Source organism: uncultured Gilliamella sp., from assembly GCA_945271295.1.
Lineage (GTDB): Bacteria > Pseudomonadota > Gammaproteobacteria > Enterobacterales > Orbaceae > Gilliamella.
In genome coordinates, this window is the sequence record CALYPG010000025.1 from 20,454 (window position 1) to 39,238 (window position 18,785).

Below are 18,785 nucleotides of genomic sequence, written 5' to 3' on the forward strand. Positions count from 1 at the left end.
GTGATAGATGGTTACCTATCTTAGTTTCCAGAGTCATACTTTAGAAACGTTATCCAAACAAGCTAAACCAACAATAAGTTGTACTAGTACTAACAATACTTATTAATATATATAATCAAGGCATAAGACAAGCAGCTCTATATTTTTTCTCAGTCATGCCGCGCCAACCTATATTACCAGTCCAAATATGAACAGCGTTCATCATATCGCGGCCTCTTCGAGTAGATGTCCAATATAGAGGGCCCCAATTTCTTGAATCACCAGGGTAGAAAAGTTGCCAATCACTATCTGGATAATTTTCTGTTGTCAATGATCCCCACTCGTTTAATATTCCTCCATTCCATTGCCCATTCGCTTTAGAACTAATTTCCCTGATATAATATCTTCTATTCGTATATTCTTCATCTGAAGGTATTCTATATCTTCCTGCAAGACTAGAACATAATTCAACACTTTTGTCATATCCACCCGGTTCTTGAGGAAAAACAATGTACCAACGCTGTATTTTAAAAGTATAGAGTAATTTTGTTTTATTTATATCCTTATATAAATTAAAAGTTGAAGGAGAAAAATTTCCTCCGCCTGGTGCCTTTGGGCCTTTTAAAGTTACTCTCACTAACCCATTATGAGTAGTTAATAATAAACTGATTCCATTCCCCGAAATTGGTGTAATATGTTGCCCATTAATATTAATTATCTCATTAGCATCACCAACTATTTTTAAGTCAAAAAACAAATTATCAGAACCGGTTGTAGGGAAATTTTTTTCTGGATTGTCTAAATCATAAACATAAAATCCTTTGCGTGATTTCCAATTTGGACCATTACTAACGCCTTGACGATCGGCTTCTTCATACTTAAGGCTTGGTTGAATATAACAAATTTCTTGTGTATATTTTGGATAAATAAAGTAAGAATGACTACCACCTGTGAAAGAACTCGTTCTCGGTTCACCATAAGCAGTAGATAAAGAACCATTTGTCGCTTCTAAAGTCAATTTATAAGGAGCCTCACATCCTATTAATTTAGCATTTATATTATTTTTAACAAAATCAGTTATATCTGTTTCATCTGAGTCTTGCCATTTTAATTTCAATGTTCCTGTAACAGTTGGTGAAGCATCTCCATCTTTATCAAACCAATAATTTGAATTAATAATAATATCATTCAATGATCTATTTGGATAATTCCTATTAGAAGATGGTAATTGAATATAGGTTTTTATATCAGAAAATTTTACCGTCTCGTCGTTAAGTTTAATTGGGTTAGATTTAGTTGACACATCTCCTGATGCAGTAATTAAATTATTATCTGGTAAAGTTATAGATAACAGATTTTCAATTGAATTAGCTGTTGTTACTCCGCCATCAAAACTTAAATATGGACTATTCCCATATATGTATTGGCTGCTTTTTATTGATAACGCTATCACATTATTTACAGAAAACGTAAAAATTAAAGTGACTAATAGCATTATTTTTTTTAAAAGGGAAAATTCATGAGTGACTAAATGACAATCTAAGCAACTGAATTTTAACACTTTTCACTCCTTTTTAACAATTCCATTTGTTTTTCTTGATCTAAATCAATATATACCCAAAGTATAAAAAACCAATAATGGTTAGGCAAATATAAGTTTGTATAGATTTGTTAATATTGTCAATATTAACGATATTTATAAATTGATATTAAGTTTTTGCCTCAATAAAAAATATAAGATATGGATCTATTTTATTTCGGTACTTGTTAAACAAGTTCTATCTTTGTTATTATATCTCACTTTCAATAAATTTGATTCACCATGCAGCGCATAACACTATGATATTATTAAGATATTTTACATTGAATTATAACTAATGACTTATCGCTAAGATGGTTATTAATAATATTAAATACTCATCCTAAACATACTTTTTGGTGATCTTAATTATTTTATGAAAAAAGCGCTAATTTAATTTTTCTATTAGTTGATTGTGAACATTACCGATTTTAATGACTTTGACATTAATAAATAAAATAAAACTAAAAAACCTTGCATAACAAGGCTTTTAATCAATTCTTGGGTAATTGAGTTAGAACTACTCCCATTCAATAGTAGCCGGTGGTTTGCCGCTGATGTCGTAGACTACTCGGGAAATGCCGTTGACTTCGTTGATGATGCGGTTGGAAACTCGGCCTAGGAAGTCATAAGGTAAGTGAGCCCAGTGGGCAGTCATAAAGTCGATGGTTTCGACTGCTCGCAGTGAGACGACCCAATCGTATCTTCGCCCATCCCCCATTACTCCTACTGAGCGTACTGGCAAAAATACCGTAAAGGCTTGGCTGACTTTGTGGTAAAGGTCTGCTTTATAGAGTTCTTCAATGAAGATAGCATCGGCTTGACGTAACAAGTCACAATACTCTTTTTTAACTTCGCCGAGTACTCGCACCCCTAACCCTGGACCTGGGAATGGATGACGATATAGCATATCGTAAGGTAAACCAAGTTCTAAACCAACTTTACGCACTTCATCTTTAAATAGTTCACGTAATGGTTCAACTAAGCCCATTTTCATGTCTTCGGGTAAACCACCAACATTATGGTGAGATTTGATCACATGCGCTTTACCTGTGTCAGCGGCAGCAGATTCAATTACATCAGGGTAAATAGTTCCTTGTGCTAACCATTTAACGGCTTTAAGTTTGGCTGCTTCTTCATCAAATACAGCAACAAATTCACGACCGATAATTTTGCGTTTGGCTTCCGGATCAGCTTCACCTTTGAGAGCTGCTAAAAAACGATCTTCTGCATTCACGGCAATAATATTTAAACCAAATTTATTGCCAAACATATCCATAACTTGCTGAGCTTCGTTTAAACGTAATAAGCCATGATCAACAAACACACAAGTAAGTTGATCACCAATTGCTTGATGCAGTAATAATGCGGTTACCGATGAATCCACGCCACCAGATAAACCTAATAATACTTTGTCGCTACCGACTTGTTGCTTAATTCGGGCAACAGAATCAGTAATAATCGATGACGGTGTCCATAATTTTTCACAATGACAGATATCAATCACAAATCGTTGTAGTAATTCAAACCCTTTAACAGTATGAGTAACCTCTGGATGGAACTGCACGCCATAAAATTGTTTTTCATCATTAGCCATAATAGCAAATGGGCAACTTTCAGTCTGTCCAACTAATTTAAAGCTGTCTGAAATAGCTGTTACTTTATCGCCATGACTCATCCAGACATCTAATTGATTAATACCGTCTTGATTAGTACTATCTAAAATGCCATCAGTTAATTTAGATGAACCTACGATGTCTACTTTTGCATAGCCAAATTCGCGTTGATTAGATCCCGTAACTTGTCCATTTTTGCCAACTTGAATAGCCATGGTTTGCATCCCATAACAAATACCAAGTACTGGTACACCTGCATTAAATACATATTCGGGGGCTCTTGGGCTATTGGCTTCGGTAGTGCTTTCTGGGCTACCAGATAAAATAATACCTTTAGGATTAAACTGTTTAATTTTTTCTTCAGACACATCCCACGGCCAAAGTTCACAATACACACCGATTTCCCGCACCCTGCGAGCAATTAACTGAGTCACTTGCGAACCAAAATCAAGAATTAATATGCGCTGTTGATGGATGTCTGTTTTCATTAATTTATACCTAATATATGACATAATAAGAAAAAATAAGAGGTGATATTGTATCACCTCTTATCTATGGTTTGAACTTTCTGCTGGGTTTATTTAGCAGTGTTTTGTTCTTGAGCTGATTGAATTGCAGTTAAGGCAATGGTGTAGACAATATCATCAACTAACGCACCGCGAGACAAGTCATTTACTGGTTTACGCATACCTTGTAGCATTGGACCAATTGAAACCAGATCCGCAGAACGTTGTACAGCTTTGTAAGTAGTATTACCAGTATTTAAATCAGGGAAAATAAATACTGTTGCTTTACCAGCTACTTGTGAATTTGGTGCTTTTGATTTAGCTACATCAGGCATGACCGCAGCATCATATTGTAATGGACCATCAATCATAAGATCCGGACGTTTTTCTTGTGCAATTTTGGTTGCTTCTTTGACTTTTTCAACATCAGCACCTTGACCAGAACTACCGGTTGAGTAAGAGATCATGGCAACTCGTGGTTCTATGCCAAACGCAATTGCTGTATCTGCTGATTGAATAGCAATTTCAGCGAGTTCTTGCGCATTTGGATCTGGATTAATCGCACAATCACCATAAATATACACTTGATCTGGCATTAACATAAAGAATACAGATGAAACAAGTGAGCTTCCTGGTGCTGTTTTAATTAATTGTAATGGTGGACGAATAGTATTAGCCGTAGTGTGCACTGCACCTGAAACTAAGCCATCAACTTCATTGGCTTCAAGCATCATTGTGCCAAGCACCACATTATCAGCTAATTGTTCACGAGCAATCACTTCAGTCATACCTTTATTTTTACGCAGTTCAACTAAACGAGGAACATATTTTTCACGAATTGCGTCAGGATCGACAATCTCAACCCCTTTACCTAACGTGACGCCTTGTGAAGCAGCAACTTTACGAACTTCATCAGGATTACCAATCAACACACATTTAGCGATATTGCGTTCAGCACAAATTGCAGCTGCTTTTATTGTCCTTGGTTCATCACCTTCTGGTAATACCACCACTTTTTTAGCATTACGAGCAAGCTCAGTTAATTGATAGCGGAAAGCTGGAGGAGACAACCGACGATTAGCATTTACTACCTGATTTAAAGATTTAATCCAATTTGAATCAATATGGTCGGCAATGAAATTTTGAGTATTATCCATACGTTCTTTATCATCAACAGGAATTTCTAAATTAAACTGTTGTAAATTAATTGAAGTTTGGAAAGTATTGGTTTGAACAGTAAAGACCGGTAATCCTGTATCAAACGCTGGCTGGCATAATTTATGAACTTTTTCGTCTATTTCGTATCCCCCAGTTAATAAAACACCACCAATAGAGATACCATTCATAGCTGCTAAACAAATAGTCACTAACACATCAGAACGATCTGCTGAAGTCACTAATAAAGCATTTGGTTGTAAGTGATTGATAATGTTAGGCACACTACGAGAACAGAATGATACATGCTTAATGCGACGATTTTTTATACCACCTTCATTAATAATTTTTGCTTTAAAATGTTGAGCAATATCAAAAGTACGACAAGCACTTAAATCGATATTCCAAGGAATACAACCTAGTACTGGTAAAGGACTATGTGCATTCAAATCCGCAATGGTAATTTTCTTATCACCAAATTTAGGTGTATGATAAATTTCCGAAACATCTGGATGTGCAAGACTTTGTTCTTCTAATGGTGCATTCACTTTATTAACAATTACACCAACGATTTTTTCATTTTTGATTCCACCAAAATTAGAACGTGCAATTTCAATACGATCTTTAAGTTGAGCTGGTGAATCAGAACCCATATTAGCGACAAAAATAATTTCAGCACCAAGTGTTTTGGCGATATTATTATTTAACTCATTAGCAAAAGGATAATCAGCCGTTGGCACAATACCTTCAACTAAAACCACATCAGCACCTTTAGTATTTTCTGCATAAAGTGCAACAATCTCTTCCATTAAAACATCTTGTTGATTTAAGCCTAATAAATTTTCAACATGGCTCATTTTAAGTGGTTTTAACGCAGGAATTTTGGTGTTATGACTAATTAAAGTAGTTGTATTATCCGGAGCATCTCCGCCAGTTCTAGGTTGTGCTACGGGTTTAAATACATTGAGATTAATACCTTGACGCTCCATAGCTCGAATAACACCAAGACTCACCCCTGTTAACCCTACATTGGTACCAGTTGGAATCAGCATAATTGTACGAGACATAAATTATTTCCTCTTAATTCTTCATTAAAAAACAAACCGCCAATTTGGCGGTTTCAATTGTTTATTAGGCTGTTAGACGCGCAGCATCTTGAGCAATGACTAGTTCTTCATTAGTTGGTATTACCATTGCAATTTTAGAACCATCTTTTGTGATTGTGCCACCTTTACCAAAGCGTGCCGCTAAATTACGCTCTTGATCAAGCTCAAAACCAAGTAGGCTTAATTTCTGCATTGTGAAACGGCGAACTTCTTCAGAGTTTTCTCCAATACCACCAGTAAACACAATCGCATCTAAACGACCATCTAACAACATAGCATAACCACCAATGTATTTAACTAAACGGTGCACAAACACATCTAATGCATTTTTAGCATTTTCATCTTTACTATAATGTTCAGTCACGTAACGGCAATCACTGCTTACACCAGTTAAACCTAATAAACCGGATTTTTTATTTAATAAATTATTAATATCCGCAACTGACATTTTTAAATTATCGTGTAAGAAGAACATAATAGCAGGATCAATATCGCCACTGCGAGTTCCCATCACTAATCCTTCAAGTGGCGTTAAACCCATAGAAGTTTCAACACATTTACCATTTTTAACTGCGGTGATTGATGCACCATTACCTAAGTGACAAGTAATGACATTAGTTTCTTCTACCGGTTTATTTAATAATCTAGCTGCTTCTCGGCTTACATAATAGTGACTAGTACCATGAGCACCATAACGACGAATACCATGCTTAGTATAAAGTTCATTAGGAATAGCATATAAATATGCTTCTTTAGGCATAGTAGTATGAAAAGCTGTGTCAAATACTGCTACGTTCTTATCTTTTAAATGAGGAAAAGCAATAAATGCTTCACGAATACCGATTAAATGCGCAGGATTATGTAGCGGTGCAAATGCTGCCGCTTCTTCAATGCCCTTTAATACTGAATCATCAATCACTACTGAATGAGTATATTTTTCACCACCATGAACAATACGATGTCCTATTGATTTAATGCTATCTAATAATTCTGGTTTTTGTGTAAAAATGCTATTGACAATAAATTTAATCGCTTGACTATGAGCGGCACCTGCACCTAAAGAAGCTTCATGTTTAGCACCATCAAGTTTCCATTTAATACGTGCATCAGGAAGATTGAAACATTCAGCTAATCCAGATAAAAACTCATCACCATTTTCAGGATTGATAATAGCAAATTTTAATGATGAACTTCCACAATTAAGAACTAAAGCATTATTACTTGAAGACATAGTAATTCCTATAATTTGAATAAAAAAGATTTATACCAATTAAAATTGGTAACTCAACACATAATTAAATAATCAATGTGATTACGCTAAGGTGACTTCTGATATCTTGTTTTTTGATATAAAATAGATAGTCGCCAATTTGAATGGCACTATTTTAAGACAATAAAATATGAATGTCGAGGAATCACCAATAGATGAATTTAATTCAAACATTTAAATCAGGTCAATCATATATGTATATTTGTCCGCAAGACAAAGAACTTGCCTTTTCTTTTCCAGAAATAAAAATTATTAAATACATAAAAACCGCAACAAAATATTTACCACCTGTCATTATTGCGTTACTTGTTTGGCAATATTACATGCCAGCACAAATCGCCGTGACAGTGATTACTATACTTTTTGCTGTAAGCTTACCAATTCAAGGCATTTTTTGGTTAGGAAGGCGTGCACAATCACCATTACCCCTTAATTTAATTGATTGTTATAATCATATAAAATCACAATTAATTGAAAAAAAAATCTTAGCCAAAGAGAATAAAGATAAAAGTATTGGCAATAAGTTAACTTTTGAAGAGTTTATGAAATTATTAAATCTAGCCAAAATGCATTTGGGTAGCTATTTTGCCCATCATGATCACCATTCTTACTTTGATGAAGAAAAAGATTAATGGCTGATTTATTATTTATTTTAAAAAAGCAAATTGACATGCTTGAACAGCAAATCAATTTGCAAGAGCAACCTGAATATGCTGAGCATTATTTTGATGAACACTTATTTAATACTAATAAAATTGAAGTAAATAGTAGCTTTTATCTTGATAAAATAAAACAAACTTACCAAACATTATCAACTAATGTAAAGACACAGAAATTCGAACAAATTCTCTATTTATCAGAATCTTTAGTAAATCAAATAACTGCATTAACTCGCGAACTAGCTACCCATAATTTACGTCAAAAAGATGTTGATATTATTGATGAAACATTATATGAAAAACATTCACGTCATTTAGATTATTTGCGCCGATTGCAAGAAATGAAATATGAATTAGAATTTTCACCTGAATCTATTAATCATAGCAAAATCGCTTCACTTGATAATCGCATCTATCGTTGCGAACAAGCTATCAAAAAAATTGAGCTAGAAATGGAAAATGATAGTAATCCATCTGCCAAGCTGGTTAACAATTTAAATGAACGCCTTTAATAACGATGCTCAATAAATTAGCTTATTATGATCAACCCAAAAATCTCTCATAACCCGACTTATAGCAAAAATGAATATTGTTATAATAATTAGTTAGTATCATCTTGCTAAATTAAACTTATAATAAACATATATTCTTTATAGATAGATAAACAATATCAATTATGCTATCTGATCAGATAACTATAAATAAGGATCTTTTTATGAGTAAAATATTTGATGATAATTCACAAACTATCGGGCATACACCACTGGTACGCTTAAAACATTTTGGCAATGGTAATATTTTAGCCAAAGTTGAGTCACGCAATCCGAGTTTCAGTATCAAATGTCGTATTGCATCAAATATGATTTGGGATGCAGAAAAACGCGGATTATTAACACCAGATGTTGAGCTAATTGAACCCACTAGTGGCAATACAGGCATTGCGCTTGCCTCCGTTGCTGCCGCTCGAGGTTATAAATTAACCTTAACCATGCCAGAGAGTATGAGCATTGAACGTCGCAAATTGCTAAAAGCCCTAGGCGCTAATTTAGTATTAACTGAAGCAGCCAAAGGCATGAAAGGCGCAATAGATAAAGCTGAAGAGATTGTTGCCAGTAACCCAAAACGCAATATCATGCTACAACAATTTAGTAACCCCGCAAATCCTGAAATTCACGAAAAAACCACAGGTCCTGAAATTTGGCAAGATACTGATGGTAAAGTTGATATCTTTATTGCTGGAGTGGGAACGGGAGGAACCTTTACTGGAGTAGTTAACTATATTAAAAAAAGCCAAGGGAAAAATATCACTGCAGTAGCGGTTGAACCCACCACTTCGCCGGTTATTAGCCAAGCACTAGCGGGTGAACCGATTAAACCGGGTGCCCATAAAATTCAGGGGATTGGTGCTGGTTTTATTCCTAAAAATCTTGATTTAAGTTTAATAGATCTTGTGGAGAAAGTGTCAAATGATCAAGCGATTGAAACAGCACGAGCTCTGATGGAAAAAGAAGGCATCTTAGCGGGAATATCCTCAGGGGCAGCCGTTTTCGCCGCAGATAGATTAGCTAAACTTCCTGAAAATGCAAATAAAATGATTGTAGTGATTTTACCTTCATCCGGTGAACGTTATTTAAGTACTGATTTATTTAGTGGGATTTTTACTGAAAAAGAATTAGGTTAACCGGCCATGACTAATTCATTCCAATAAGGTGCTAATGCTAATACTAACCTACCACCTTATGCTGATAGATTAGTAATTAAAACATAATAAGTATCGCTGGTTAATTATCTTGAATGATACCAAAATGCCGGTAAGCGTGTGGCGTAGCAATGCGTCCACGCGGTGTTCGTTGAATATAGCCTTGTTGAATCAAAAACGGTTCAAGCACATCTTCAATTGTTTCACGTTCTTCACCAATCGCCGCAGCAATATTATCAAGTCCAACCGGTCCCCCCATGAACTTTTCAATAATTGCCAACAACAATTTACGATCCATAAAGTCAAAACCTTCAGTATCCACATCAAGCATATCCAAAGCTAAAGTGGCAATTTTTTTATCAATTATTCCTTTAGATTTAACATCTGCATAATCCCTAACACGGCGTAATAATCGATTAGCAATTCTTGGTGTACCACGTGAGCGTTTAGCGATTAAATGAGCACCCTCTTTTGATAAATCCATACCCAAAAACTTAGCACTGCGACTGACAATATATTCTAGATCTTCAACCCGATAAAATTCTAAGCGTTGCACAATACCAAAACGATCACGTAATGGTGAAGTTAATGAACCAGCACGAGTGGTGGCGCCAATTAAAGTAAATGGCGGCAGATCGATTTTGATTGAACGTGCAGCTGGACCTTCACCAATCATAATATCTAATTGATAATCTTCCATAGCTGGATATAAAATTTCTTCAACTACAGGTGACAAACGATGGATCTCATCAATAAATAATACATCATTGGGTTCCAAATTAGTTAACATAGCGGCCAAATCGCCTGCTTTCTCTAATACTGGCCCTGAAGTAGTACGTAAGTTGACATTAAGTTCATTAGCAACAATGTTCGCTAAAGTGGTTTTGCCAAGCCCTGGAGGACCAAATATCAACACATGATCCAGTGCATCACTACGCTGTTTAGCAGCTTGGATGAAAATTTTCATTTGCTCACGTACATGTGGTTGCCCCACGTATTCATCCAAACATTTAGGACGAATAGCACGATCTAATGATTCTTCTTCTTTTTGAGCTTGTGGTGCAATCAAACGATCAGCTTCAATCATAACGGTACCTATTTACAATGCAGATTTTAATGCCTCACGAATGAGTGTTTCACTATCCATTTCTGGTTTAATGACTTTGCTGATAATACGGCTTGCTTCTTGTGGTTTATAACCTAAAGCAATTAAAGCGCAAACCGCTTCGCTTTCTATCTGATTAGAGGATTTTTTAACGTTTCCAGTAGCAACAATAGTACTGACATTGCTTAACTCTTCACTAAATCGTTTAACGCGATCTTTCATTTCGACAATTAAACGTTCTGCTGTTTTAGTGCCAACACCGGGTAACTTAACTAACGTTTTTAACTCACCTTGCTCTACTGCGGTAATGAACTGCTGTGCTGACATACCGGACAAAATAGCTAATGCCAATTTAGGGCCTACACCATTGACTTTAATCAATTCCCGAAACAATTCACGCTCTTGTTCATGATTAAAGCCATAGAGTATTTGCGCATCTTCACGCACCACAAAATGGGTTAATATAATTATTTCTTGACCATTATCCGGTAATTCATAAAAACAGGTCATGGGCATAAATACCTCATAACCAACACCACCGACCTCGATCAACACTTTGGGTGGTTGCCTTTCAATAATAGTTCCACGTAAACGGCCTATCACAATTTATCCTTAATAATTTAGAATGCGTTATAACAACGATTGACCATAGCTATATAACTTAGTAAATAGAATCTGCTACACAAAAAACAGTTCAATTTTGATGATCAAAATTGATAACAAATTAAAAAATAATTACGAGTTAGTTTACCCGATAGCAAATAATTAATAAAGATAAACTGTATAAATAGACAGGAAAAATTATAATTAGATTACGTGACAGGCTAACTAAAAAAATTATTTGATATATTTATATATTCTATGATTAAAAGCGTTTGTTGCTATTAAAAGTAATTGATAATCATTATTTAATTATCAAAATAATGATTCTGGTTGAAACGATAGACATGTTAAGCAACGTTATACATGATCTGTTAAATTGACAAAATATATATATAACGTTAAAAATAAAAAAGATACTAGATTCAACATCTAAACAGCCCACCTAATATCGACGGACTGAAATGACAATATTTTGATGTACGGTAAATTGTATTTTACAAACTAAAAATCCCATTATTGACCAAATCAGTATACTGGTCAATAAACGCGAATAAGACTATTATGCAGGTTAATTATATTATGCCAGTACAATTAAAAAGGCATTTTAAAACCTGCCGGCAATTGCATACCACCTGTTACTTGTGCCATTTTTTCTTTTTGAGCTTCATCTAAACGACGAGCCGCATCATTATAAGCAGCAGCGATAAGATCTTCCAACATCTCTTTATCATCGTCAGTGATTAAAGAAGGATCAATTTCAACGCGTTTACAACTATGTGCGCCATTTATTGTGACTTTAACCAAGCCTGCTCCTGATTCACCTGTTACTTCTAACTTAGCAATCTCATCTTGAGCTTGTTGCATTTTTGCTTGCATTTGCTGGGCTTGTTTCATTAAATTGCCCAAACCGCCTTTACCACCTTGAAACATAATAATTCCTCATTAAAAATATTGAAATTCTGATTATACAGGACGAATACTTGCTTCATCAATCTTAGCTTCAAAAAATTGGCAAATCATTGCCACTTTAGGATCATCCTTGATGATCTGTTTAGCATGCAATAGTTTTTGTTGATATAATGCTTCACGCTTTTCTAAAGGTGTCTTAATAGCTTGATTGTCATCAATGATGATTTTTAGATTCACCACTTGTTGACGGTGATTAGCCAACGCTTTTTCTAACTTTGCACTGTTTGTTGAAGAATTAATGAGATGTTTGATTGATGATCGCATATGCAAAACTATATTTTCATCATCGATTTGTTCAATAAAAGAGTTAATAGCAAGTTGTTTGATTAATGGAGGTAAGTCTAATTGTTCAATTTCGGCACACCAGGCATCTTTTTCTGCCATTTCTTTAATTAATTTTTGTGTCATTTCAGGTGTTTTATCACCATTTAGTGATTCTCGAAACGCCTTAGTATCAACCACTAATTCATGTTTATTTTCAACAATATTATTGGCTTGCCATTGATAATTTTCTGCCGTAATTTTCACTTGGTCAGATCCGTTATCAACAATATCTTTATTTTCTAATGATTTCGCTTTCTGGCGTACATTTGCTACTGATGAAGTAACATTAACATTTTGCGGTCGAATTTTATCAACCGATTCAGACTTTTTTGTAAGTTGTTCCCCTTTCATCAATTGCATTCGCATTTCTAAAATATTTTTAGTGATTGAAGGTGCTTCTTCAGGTACCAATGAACTTTTTGCAACTGGCTCTGGAGTATTTTCAGGCTGAATTTTAGTTTGCGTCGGTAAATCACTATTTGCCTGTTGTGTTAATTGTTGTTGATCAGTCGCAACAAAATCTTGCTCAACAACTTGTAGCGGAGGTGACGACTGTTGAGCAGGTGAAGTTACCACAGACTTTTGAGATTGGGCTGATAACAAACTATTTGATTTTGATGCAAATGTAGGCGCAACAACTGAATCAACAGGTTTTGGCATAAATGCTAAGGCACGTAAAAAACTCATTTCCGTGCCGATTTTTTTATCCGGAGTGAAAGCTAATTCTTTCCTGCCCATTAGCAAAATCTGATAAAACAATTGAACATTATTTGGTGCCATATATTGTGCTAAAAAGCGTATCCGTTCTTCGTTATCGCTATAATCACCAAGTGCGGTTGGCACAACTTGTAACAAAGCAATTTGATGTAATAGTGAGATAGTTTGACTTAGTAGATTATCCCAATCAGCACCTTGCACGGCGGCCATCTCGATTTGTTGCATGAGTGCATTACCATCGCCTTGATGAAGTGCCTCAATTAAGGAAAATGCAATAGCACTATCCAACGTACCAAGCATAACAGTAACTGATGCAGCATCAACCTGCCCGTTACCTAAAGCAATGGCCTGATCGGTAAGGCTCAATGCGTCACGCATACTACCATTAGCGGCTTTAGCTAATAACTGAATTGCTTTTGGTTCACTCTCAATTTGTTCTAATTGCAATATATGATTAAGTTGATGACTAATCAGTGATGTATCAAGCACATTTAAATGCAAATGTAAGCAGCGCGATAATATCGTAATTGGTAATTTTTGTGGATCAGTAGTTGCTAATAAAAATTTAACATGTTCTGGTGGTTCTTCTAACGTTTTAAGTAATGCATTAAAGCTACTACGCGATAACATATGTACTTCGTCGATAAGATAGACTTTAAAACGTCCTTTGGTCGGTAAGTATTGAATATTATCAAGAATATCACGAGTGTCTTCAACTTTAGTACGTGACGCCGCGTCAATTTCTAGCAAGTCTACAAATCGACCTTGCTCAATATCACGGCAATTATCACATACTCCACATGGTGAGGCAGTAATACCCGCTTCGCAATTTAGTCCCTTAGCTAGTAATCGTGCAATAGACGTTTTACCAACTCCTCGAGTGCCTGAAAATAAATAAGCATGATGAACACGTCCAAGTGAAAGTGCATTTGATAAAATTTTAAGGACGTGTTCTTGCCCGACAACTTCAGAAAATGATTTTGGTCGCCATTTGCGAGCCAGAACTTGATAACTCATAATCACCATTATTAATTGCTAACTAATTTGCTACTAATCATACCATAAAGTATAAGAGTAGTCTTTAAACAGCGAAATAGCTGCTTAGCAACTTAATGAATATCGCATATTAGCCCTGTGGTGCTTAAATGGTAGTGAATAAATGGATGGGTGGTGGGTGACTTGAATTTAAATACTAAAACGTATGCTTTTCCTGAAACTTCTTTACAAAACCTAACAGTAAAATAAGTTAGTTGAGAATTAGACTAGAAGAAATTTAACCGACTTTACCTTTACCTAACAATGTTAGAACGGCCGCTGCTACAAATTTGATTGAATAAGGCATTGTTCGCTTATAAAATAAATATTTAATTTTCCTTTGAAAGGTACAGCCGTTCCAAAATCATTTTTACTTGGGCTAGCAGTAGTTAAATCAAACTAGAATTGGTATCTAGAAGGAAGTGTATCAGAGTATAAATAACTTTTAGGGCGTGAAAATGATTAAAAAAAAGCTTAAGTTAATTCAATTTTCTTCTTTTGTTCTCGTTGCAATGTCGAGCAATATAATGGCTCAAGATATTCCATCAACAGTTTATATTAAAGAACCACTTATTTTCGATAATAATGGAAATTCCGTAGGTTGTAATCCGTATACTGAATACTATCCAAATGGCAGAATTAAAGAGGTTGGTTGCCAAGGTTATTATGATTCAAAAGGTACAACTTTAGGAACCGTATATCAATATAATGAAACAGGAAAACTAGAACGTTCTATATATTATCATCCTGATAAATTTGGCAAAGATTATAAAGTTGTTCGTGAATATGATCAGGAAAATAAGGTTATTTCTGAGAAAATTTATAACAATGACGTATTATATGAAGTTGATGAAAAAGAACTTGATCAAATTCCTGATTAGATAAATATTATAGCGTTTATTAATTTGGCATTTAAGTGATAGAGTGGAGTAAAACTAGCTATCTTAACTACAATATTACTTACCACCAAAACCAAACAACTAAAAGTAGTATAAATACCGGTATATCCATGAACTCAACAAACAATAAATTTTCCGTAGCCCCAATGCTGGATTGGACTGACAAACATTGTCGTTATTTTCATCGTATATTAACTAAACAAACCTTGCTCTATACTGAAATGGTGACTACCGGAGCAATTTTGTTTGGTAAAGGCGATTATTTAGCTTTTAATGCAAAAGAGCATCCAGTTAGTTTGCAATTAGGTGGTAGTGAGCCTAAAGCGCTAGCTCAGTGTGCAAAATTGGCGCAAGAACGTGGTTATGATGAAATAAACTTAAATGTTGGTTGCCCATCAGATCGGGTACAAAATGGTATGTTCGGAGCTTGTTTAATGGCTAATGCTGAACTAGTAGCTAAATGTGTGGCTAGCATGCAAGAGCAAATCGATATTCCGGTAACCGTCAAGACTCGGATTGGTATTGATGATCAAGATAGTTATACCTTTTTATGCCAATTTATTGAAAAAGTCATGCCTTTTACCAAGACTTTTATTATTCATGCACGCAAGGCATGGCTTTCAGGACTTAGTCCTAAAGAAAATCGCGAAGTACCACCGCTTAACTATGAACGAGTTTATCAACTTAAACAAGATTACCCCCATTTAACTATCGCCATTAATGGTGGTATTAAGACTATTGATGAAATTAAGCAACATTTGCATTATGTTGATGGTGTTATGGTGGGACGTGAAGCTTACCAAAATCCAATGTTACTCACTCAGATTGATTCGCAAATCTTTGGTTTGCCCAAGCCAGCAATCGATCCTATCTTAGCTATTAAAGGGCTTTATCCTTATATTGAACAGCAATTAACGAAAGGTGCTCAACTTAATCACATTATGCGCCATACTTTGGGTATATTTAATGGGCGTAAAGGGGCTAAGCAATGGCGACGTTACTTAAGTGAAAATGCTCATAAACAAGGCGCTGGGATAGAAGTGGTTGAACAAGCTTTAACGTTTATTAACTAATAGCTTGGCAGCCAACTACCGATGTAGCTAATTGGTTGCCATAATTGCGCATAAGTAGCTAATCGGTATATACTAACCAACAATTTTCCTAATGGTCTTTATGCTGTGCGTCTAAATTCTAGTCAACAACAAGCTGTTGAGTATGTTTCAGGTCCGTGCTTAGTGTTAGCCGGTGCCGGTTCTGGAAAAACTCGGGTAATCATTAATAAAATTGCTTATTTAATAAGGGTAAAAGAATATTTACCCCGGCATATTGTGGCGGTTACTTTTACTAATAAAGCCGCGCGTGAAATGAAAGAACGGATTGCCCAATCACTCACCAAACAAGAAACTAGAGGGCTTAAAATCTCAACTTTCCATACTTTAGGGCTGGATATTGTTCGACGTGAATATAAACACCTAGGCATTAAAGCTAATTTTTCGTTATTTGACGATCATGACCAATTTGCTTTACTAAAAGAGCTTACCCAGCAATGGTTAGATGGTGATAAAGATCTTATCAATCAATTACGTGCCACTATTTCTAACTGGAAGAATGATATTATTGATGCAACCATTGCCATGGCAAGAGCGCAAACCAATAAAGAAAAGTTATTTGCTCATTGTTACCAATTATATGAAAAACAATTAAAAGCTTGTAGTATTTTAGATTTTGATGATCTTATTTTATTACCGACGCTGTTATTAAAAACCAACGAAGAAGTTCGGGAAAAATGGCAGAATCGAGTGCGTTATTTATTGGTTGATGAATATCAAGACACCAATACCAGTCAATATGAATTTATTAAATTACTAGTTGGTAGTCGAGCTAAATTTACCGTAGTTGGCGATGATGATCAGTCCATTTATTCCTGGCGAGGTGCGCGGCCGCAAAATTTGGTATTACTTAAACAAGACTTCCCGAAGCTAGAAGTAATTAAGCTAGAACAAAATTACCGATCCTCTGGGCGAATTTTAAAAGTTGCCAATATTTTAATTGAAAATAATCCACATATTTTTGAAAAAAAACTTTTTTCCAAATTAGGTTATGGCGAAGAAATAAAGGTAATAACAGCCGATAATGAAGATCACGAGGCGGAGAAAGTCGTCAATGATTTAATTGGTCATCGCTTTGCGAATAACAGTCAGTATGGGCAATATGCCATTTTATATCGGGGTAATCATCAATCGCGTTTAATCGAAAAAATGTTAATGCAGTATCGCATACCGTATCGAATTTCTGGCGGCACCTCATTTTTTGCCCGCACGGAAATTAAAGATTTAATGGCTTACTTGCGACTATTAACTAACCCTGATGATGATAATGCGTTTATTCGCATTATAAACACCCCTAAACGTGAAATCGGACCGGTTACCATACAAAAACTCGGTGAATGGGCTAATCAGCGTGGTGTTAGCTTATTTCAAGCAAGTCATGATATGGGGTTAACCGAATTGCTCTCGGGCAAACGGATGGAGTCGTTACAGTTATTTATTAAATGGTTTGATTCATTGATTCAAAAATCTCATAGTGAACCAATGGCAGCGATCCATGAATTGTTACACGGTATTCATTATGAAAGTTGGATTTATGAAACTTCGCCATCGCCTACCGCCGGGCAAATGCGTATGCGTAATGTTGAGCAGTTAGTCAGTTGGCTCAATGATATGTTACAAGGCGATGAACTTAATGAAGAAATGACTTTAGAGCAAGCGGTAGCTAGATTCACTTTGCGCGATATGTTAGAACGTAACGAATCCGAAGAAGAGCTCGATCAGGTGCAATTAATGACCCTACATGCATCTAAAGGACTTGAATTCCCTTATGTTTATTTAGTTGGGATGTCAGAAGGTTTACTACCTCACCAAACTAGTATTGATGAAGATAATATTGAAGAAGAGCGCCGCCTTGCGTATGTTGGCATTACTCGGGCACAACGTGAATTAACCTTCTCATTTAGTCGCCAACGCAAACAATTTGGTGAAACCGTTCATGTTGAACCAAGCCGATTTTTATTAGAACTGCCACAAGACGATTTAACTTGGCAAGATCAACGTAACGAACTATCGCCCGAGAAAAAAATGCAACAAGGTCAAAGCCGACTCGCAATGCTCAAAGCGCAAATTGCTAGTGCCAAATAGTTATTAAAAAAGGAAATACCATTACTTATAGGGATTATATTTATTCTAAACATAACTAAAGCAGAAAATTAAATGTTAACATCATTTTGTAAAAAAGTTTCAGGTTAGCTATACGTTTCAGTATAAAACATCACGGTAACTTTAAAATAAACAGAGCAAATATTATTGCCATCGTCAATATTATCACTTTACATTATTTTAATAATCAGAAATTGATGATATTTTGTTAATCTAACCAGCTAAACAATTAAAAATCATTGACGGATCGAAATAGCTTTATATAATATTCAGCGTTTATCATCAAAGCGTATCTATGTCTCCTTAGCTCAGCTGGATAGAGCAACGGCCTTCTAAGCCGTAGGTCACAGGT

The 18,785-nt window shown here is 35.3% G+C and carries 14 protein-coding genes; 6 read left to right on the forward strand and 8 right to left on the reverse strand.

Going from position 1 to position 18,785, the window contains the following annotated elements; genetic code table 11:
* Positions 1 to 115: 115 nt before the first annotated feature.
* The 4 genes from Q0K76_RS10905 to Q0K76_RS10920 all read right to left on the reverse strand — a co-directional run bounded on the left by Q0K76_RS10905 (position 116) and on the right by Q0K76_RS10920 (position 7,172).
* Entirely contained in the window at positions 116 to 1,540 is a 1,425-nt protein-coding gene (locus Q0K76_RS10905; RefSeq protein ID WP_294615592.1) for a hypothetical protein, read from the reverse strand.
* 538 nt (positions 1,541 to 2,078) lie between these two features.
* A complete protein-coding gene (gene guaA / locus Q0K76_RS10910) occupies positions 2,079 to 3,662 on the reverse strand; it encodes a glutamine-hydrolyzing GMP synthase (protein WP_363322475.1) in 1,584 nt (527 codons plus the stop codon).
* 89 nt (positions 3,663 to 3,751) lie between these two features.
* A complete protein-coding gene (gene pta, locus Q0K76_RS10915; RefSeq protein WP_294615596.1) occupies positions 3,752 to 5,902 on the reverse strand; it encodes a phosphate acetyltransferase in 2,151 nt (716 codons plus the stop codon).
* 64 nt (positions 5,903 to 5,966) lie between these two features.
* Positions 5,967 to 7,172 carry an acetate kinase gene (locus Q0K76_RS10920; protein ID WP_294615598.1) on the reverse strand — a complete coding sequence of 402 codons (1,206 nt, stop codon included), beginning with the start codon at positions 7,170 to 7,172 and terminating at the stop codon, positions 5,967 to 5,969.
* Positions 7,173 to 7,366: 194 nt separating this feature from the next.
* On the opposite strand from Q0K76_RS10920, the gene yfbV reads away from it, so the two are divergent.
* The 3 genes from yfbV to cysK all read left to right on the forward strand — a co-directional run bounded on the left by yfbV (position 7,367) and on the right by cysK (position 9,551).
* Positions 7,367 to 7,843 (forward strand): terminus macrodomain insulation protein YfbV, encoded by a 477-nt coding sequence (gene yfbV, locus Q0K76_RS10925; protein ID WP_294615599.1) that lies wholly within the window; start codon positions 7,367 to 7,369, stop codon positions 7,841 to 7,843.
* Entirely contained in the window at positions 7,843 to 8,382 is a 540-nt protein-coding gene (gene priC, locus Q0K76_RS10930) for a primosomal replication protein PriC (RefSeq protein WP_294615600.1), read from the forward strand. Before yfbV ends, priC begins: the two co-directional genes overlap by 1 nt.
* Positions 8,383 to 8,585: 203 nt before the next feature.
* Positions 8,586 to 9,551 carry a cysteine synthase A gene (cysK, locus tag Q0K76_RS10935; RefSeq protein WP_363322476.1) on the forward strand — a complete coding sequence of 322 codons (966 nt, stop codon included), beginning with the start codon at positions 8,586 to 8,588 and terminating at the stop codon, positions 9,549 to 9,551.
* A 100-nt stretch (positions 9,552 to 9,651) separates the two neighbouring features.
* On the opposite strand, the gene ruvB is transcribed toward cysK, so the two are convergent.
* The 4 genes from ruvB to dnaX form a co-directional block, all read right to left on the reverse strand.
* Positions 9,652 to 10,656: a Holliday junction branch migration DNA helicase RuvB gene (ruvB, locus tag Q0K76_RS10940; protein WP_294615603.1), complete on the reverse strand. Its 1,005-nt coding sequence runs from the start codon at positions 10,654 to 10,656 to the stop codon at positions 9,652 to 9,654.
* A 12-nt stretch (positions 10,657 to 10,668) separates the two neighbouring features.
* Positions 10,669 to 11,277: a Holliday junction branch migration protein RuvA gene (gene ruvA, locus Q0K76_RS10945; RefSeq protein ID WP_294615604.1), complete on the reverse strand. Its 609-nt coding sequence runs from the start codon at positions 11,275 to 11,277 to the stop codon at positions 10,669 to 10,671.
* 591 nt (positions 11,278 to 11,868) lie between these two features.
* Positions 11,869 to 12,207, reverse strand: coding sequence for a YbaB/EbfC family nucleoid-associated protein (locus Q0K76_RS10950; protein ID WP_294615606.1), 339 nt, complete (start codon positions 12,205 to 12,207; stop codon positions 11,869 to 11,871).
* Between the two features lie 33 nt (positions 12,208 to 12,240).
* On the reverse strand, positions 12,241 to 14,304 hold the full coding sequence (gene dnaX, locus Q0K76_RS10955) for a DNA polymerase III subunit gamma/tau (protein ID WP_294615608.1): 2,064 nt from the start codon (positions 14,302 to 14,304) through the stop codon (positions 12,241 to 12,243).
* A gap of 476 nt (positions 14,305 to 14,780) precedes the next feature.
* Here dnaX and Q0K76_RS10960 point away from each other — a divergent pair, with 476 nt between their 5' ends.
* The 3 genes from Q0K76_RS10960 to rep all read left to right on the forward strand — a co-directional run bounded on the left by Q0K76_RS10960 (position 14,781) and on the right by rep (position 18,415).
* Positions 14,781 to 15,203: a hypothetical protein gene (locus tag Q0K76_RS10960; RefSeq protein ID WP_294615610.1), complete on the forward strand. Its 423-nt coding sequence runs from the start codon at positions 14,781 to 14,783 to the stop codon at positions 15,201 to 15,203.
* Positions 15,204 to 15,331: 128 nt separating this feature from the next.
* Positions 15,332 to 16,294 carry a tRNA dihydrouridine(20/20a) synthase DusA gene (dusA, locus tag Q0K76_RS10965; RefSeq protein WP_294615611.1) on the forward strand — a complete coding sequence of 321 codons (963 nt, stop codon included), beginning with the start codon at positions 15,332 to 15,334 and terminating at the stop codon, positions 16,292 to 16,294.
* Between the two features lie 105 nt (positions 16,295 to 16,399).
* Positions 16,400 to 18,415 (forward strand): DNA helicase Rep, encoded by a 2,016-nt coding sequence (gene rep, locus Q0K76_RS10970; protein WP_294615613.1) that lies wholly within the window; start codon positions 16,400 to 16,402, stop codon positions 18,413 to 18,415.
* Positions 18,416 to 18,785: the final 370 nt, after the last annotated feature.

What these genes read in the sequence shown, in the direction of transcription:
- guaA (WP_363322475.1), bottom strand. Translation starts at nt 3,662, where the DNA reads ATGAAAACAGACATCCATCAACAGCGCATATTAATTCTTGATTTTGGT.
- pta (WP_294615596.1), bottom strand. Translation starts at nt 5,902, where the DNA reads ATGTCTCGTACAATTATGCTGATTCCAACTGGTACCAATGTAGGGTTA.
- Q0K76_RS10920 (WP_294615598.1), bottom strand. Translation starts at nt 7,172, where the DNA reads ATGTCTTCAAGTAATAATGCTTTAGTTCTTAATTGTGGAAGTTCATCA.
- yfbV (WP_294615599.1), top strand. Translation starts at nt 7,367, where the DNA reads ATGAATTTAATTCAAACATTTAAATCAGGTCAATCATATATGTATATT.
- priC (WP_294615600.1), top strand. Translation starts at nt 7,843, where the DNA reads ATGGCTGATTTATTATTTATTTTAAAAAAGCAAATTGACATGCTTGAA.
- cysK (WP_363322476.1), top strand. Translation starts at nt 8,586, where the DNA reads ATGAGTAAAATATTTGATGATAATTCACAAACTATCGGGCATACACCA.
- ruvB (WP_294615603.1), bottom strand. Translation starts at nt 10,656, where the DNA reads ATGATTGAAGCTGATCGTTTGATTGCACCACAAGCTCAAAAAGAAGAA.
- Q0K76_RS10950 (WP_294615606.1), bottom strand. Translation starts at nt 12,207, where the DNA reads ATGTTTCAAGGTGGTAAAGGCGGTTTGGGCAATTTAATGAAACAAGCC.
- dnaX (WP_294615608.1), bottom strand. Translation starts at nt 14,304, where the DNA reads ATGAGTTATCAAGTTCTGGCTCGCAAATGGCGACCAAAATCATTTTCT.
- Q0K76_RS10960 (WP_294615610.1), top strand. Translation starts at nt 14,781, where the DNA reads ATGATTAAAAAAAAGCTTAAGTTAATTCAATTTTCTTCTTTTGTTCTC.
- dusA (WP_294615611.1), top strand. Translation starts at nt 15,332, where the DNA reads ATGAACTCAACAAACAATAAATTTTCCGTAGCCCCAATGCTGGATTGG.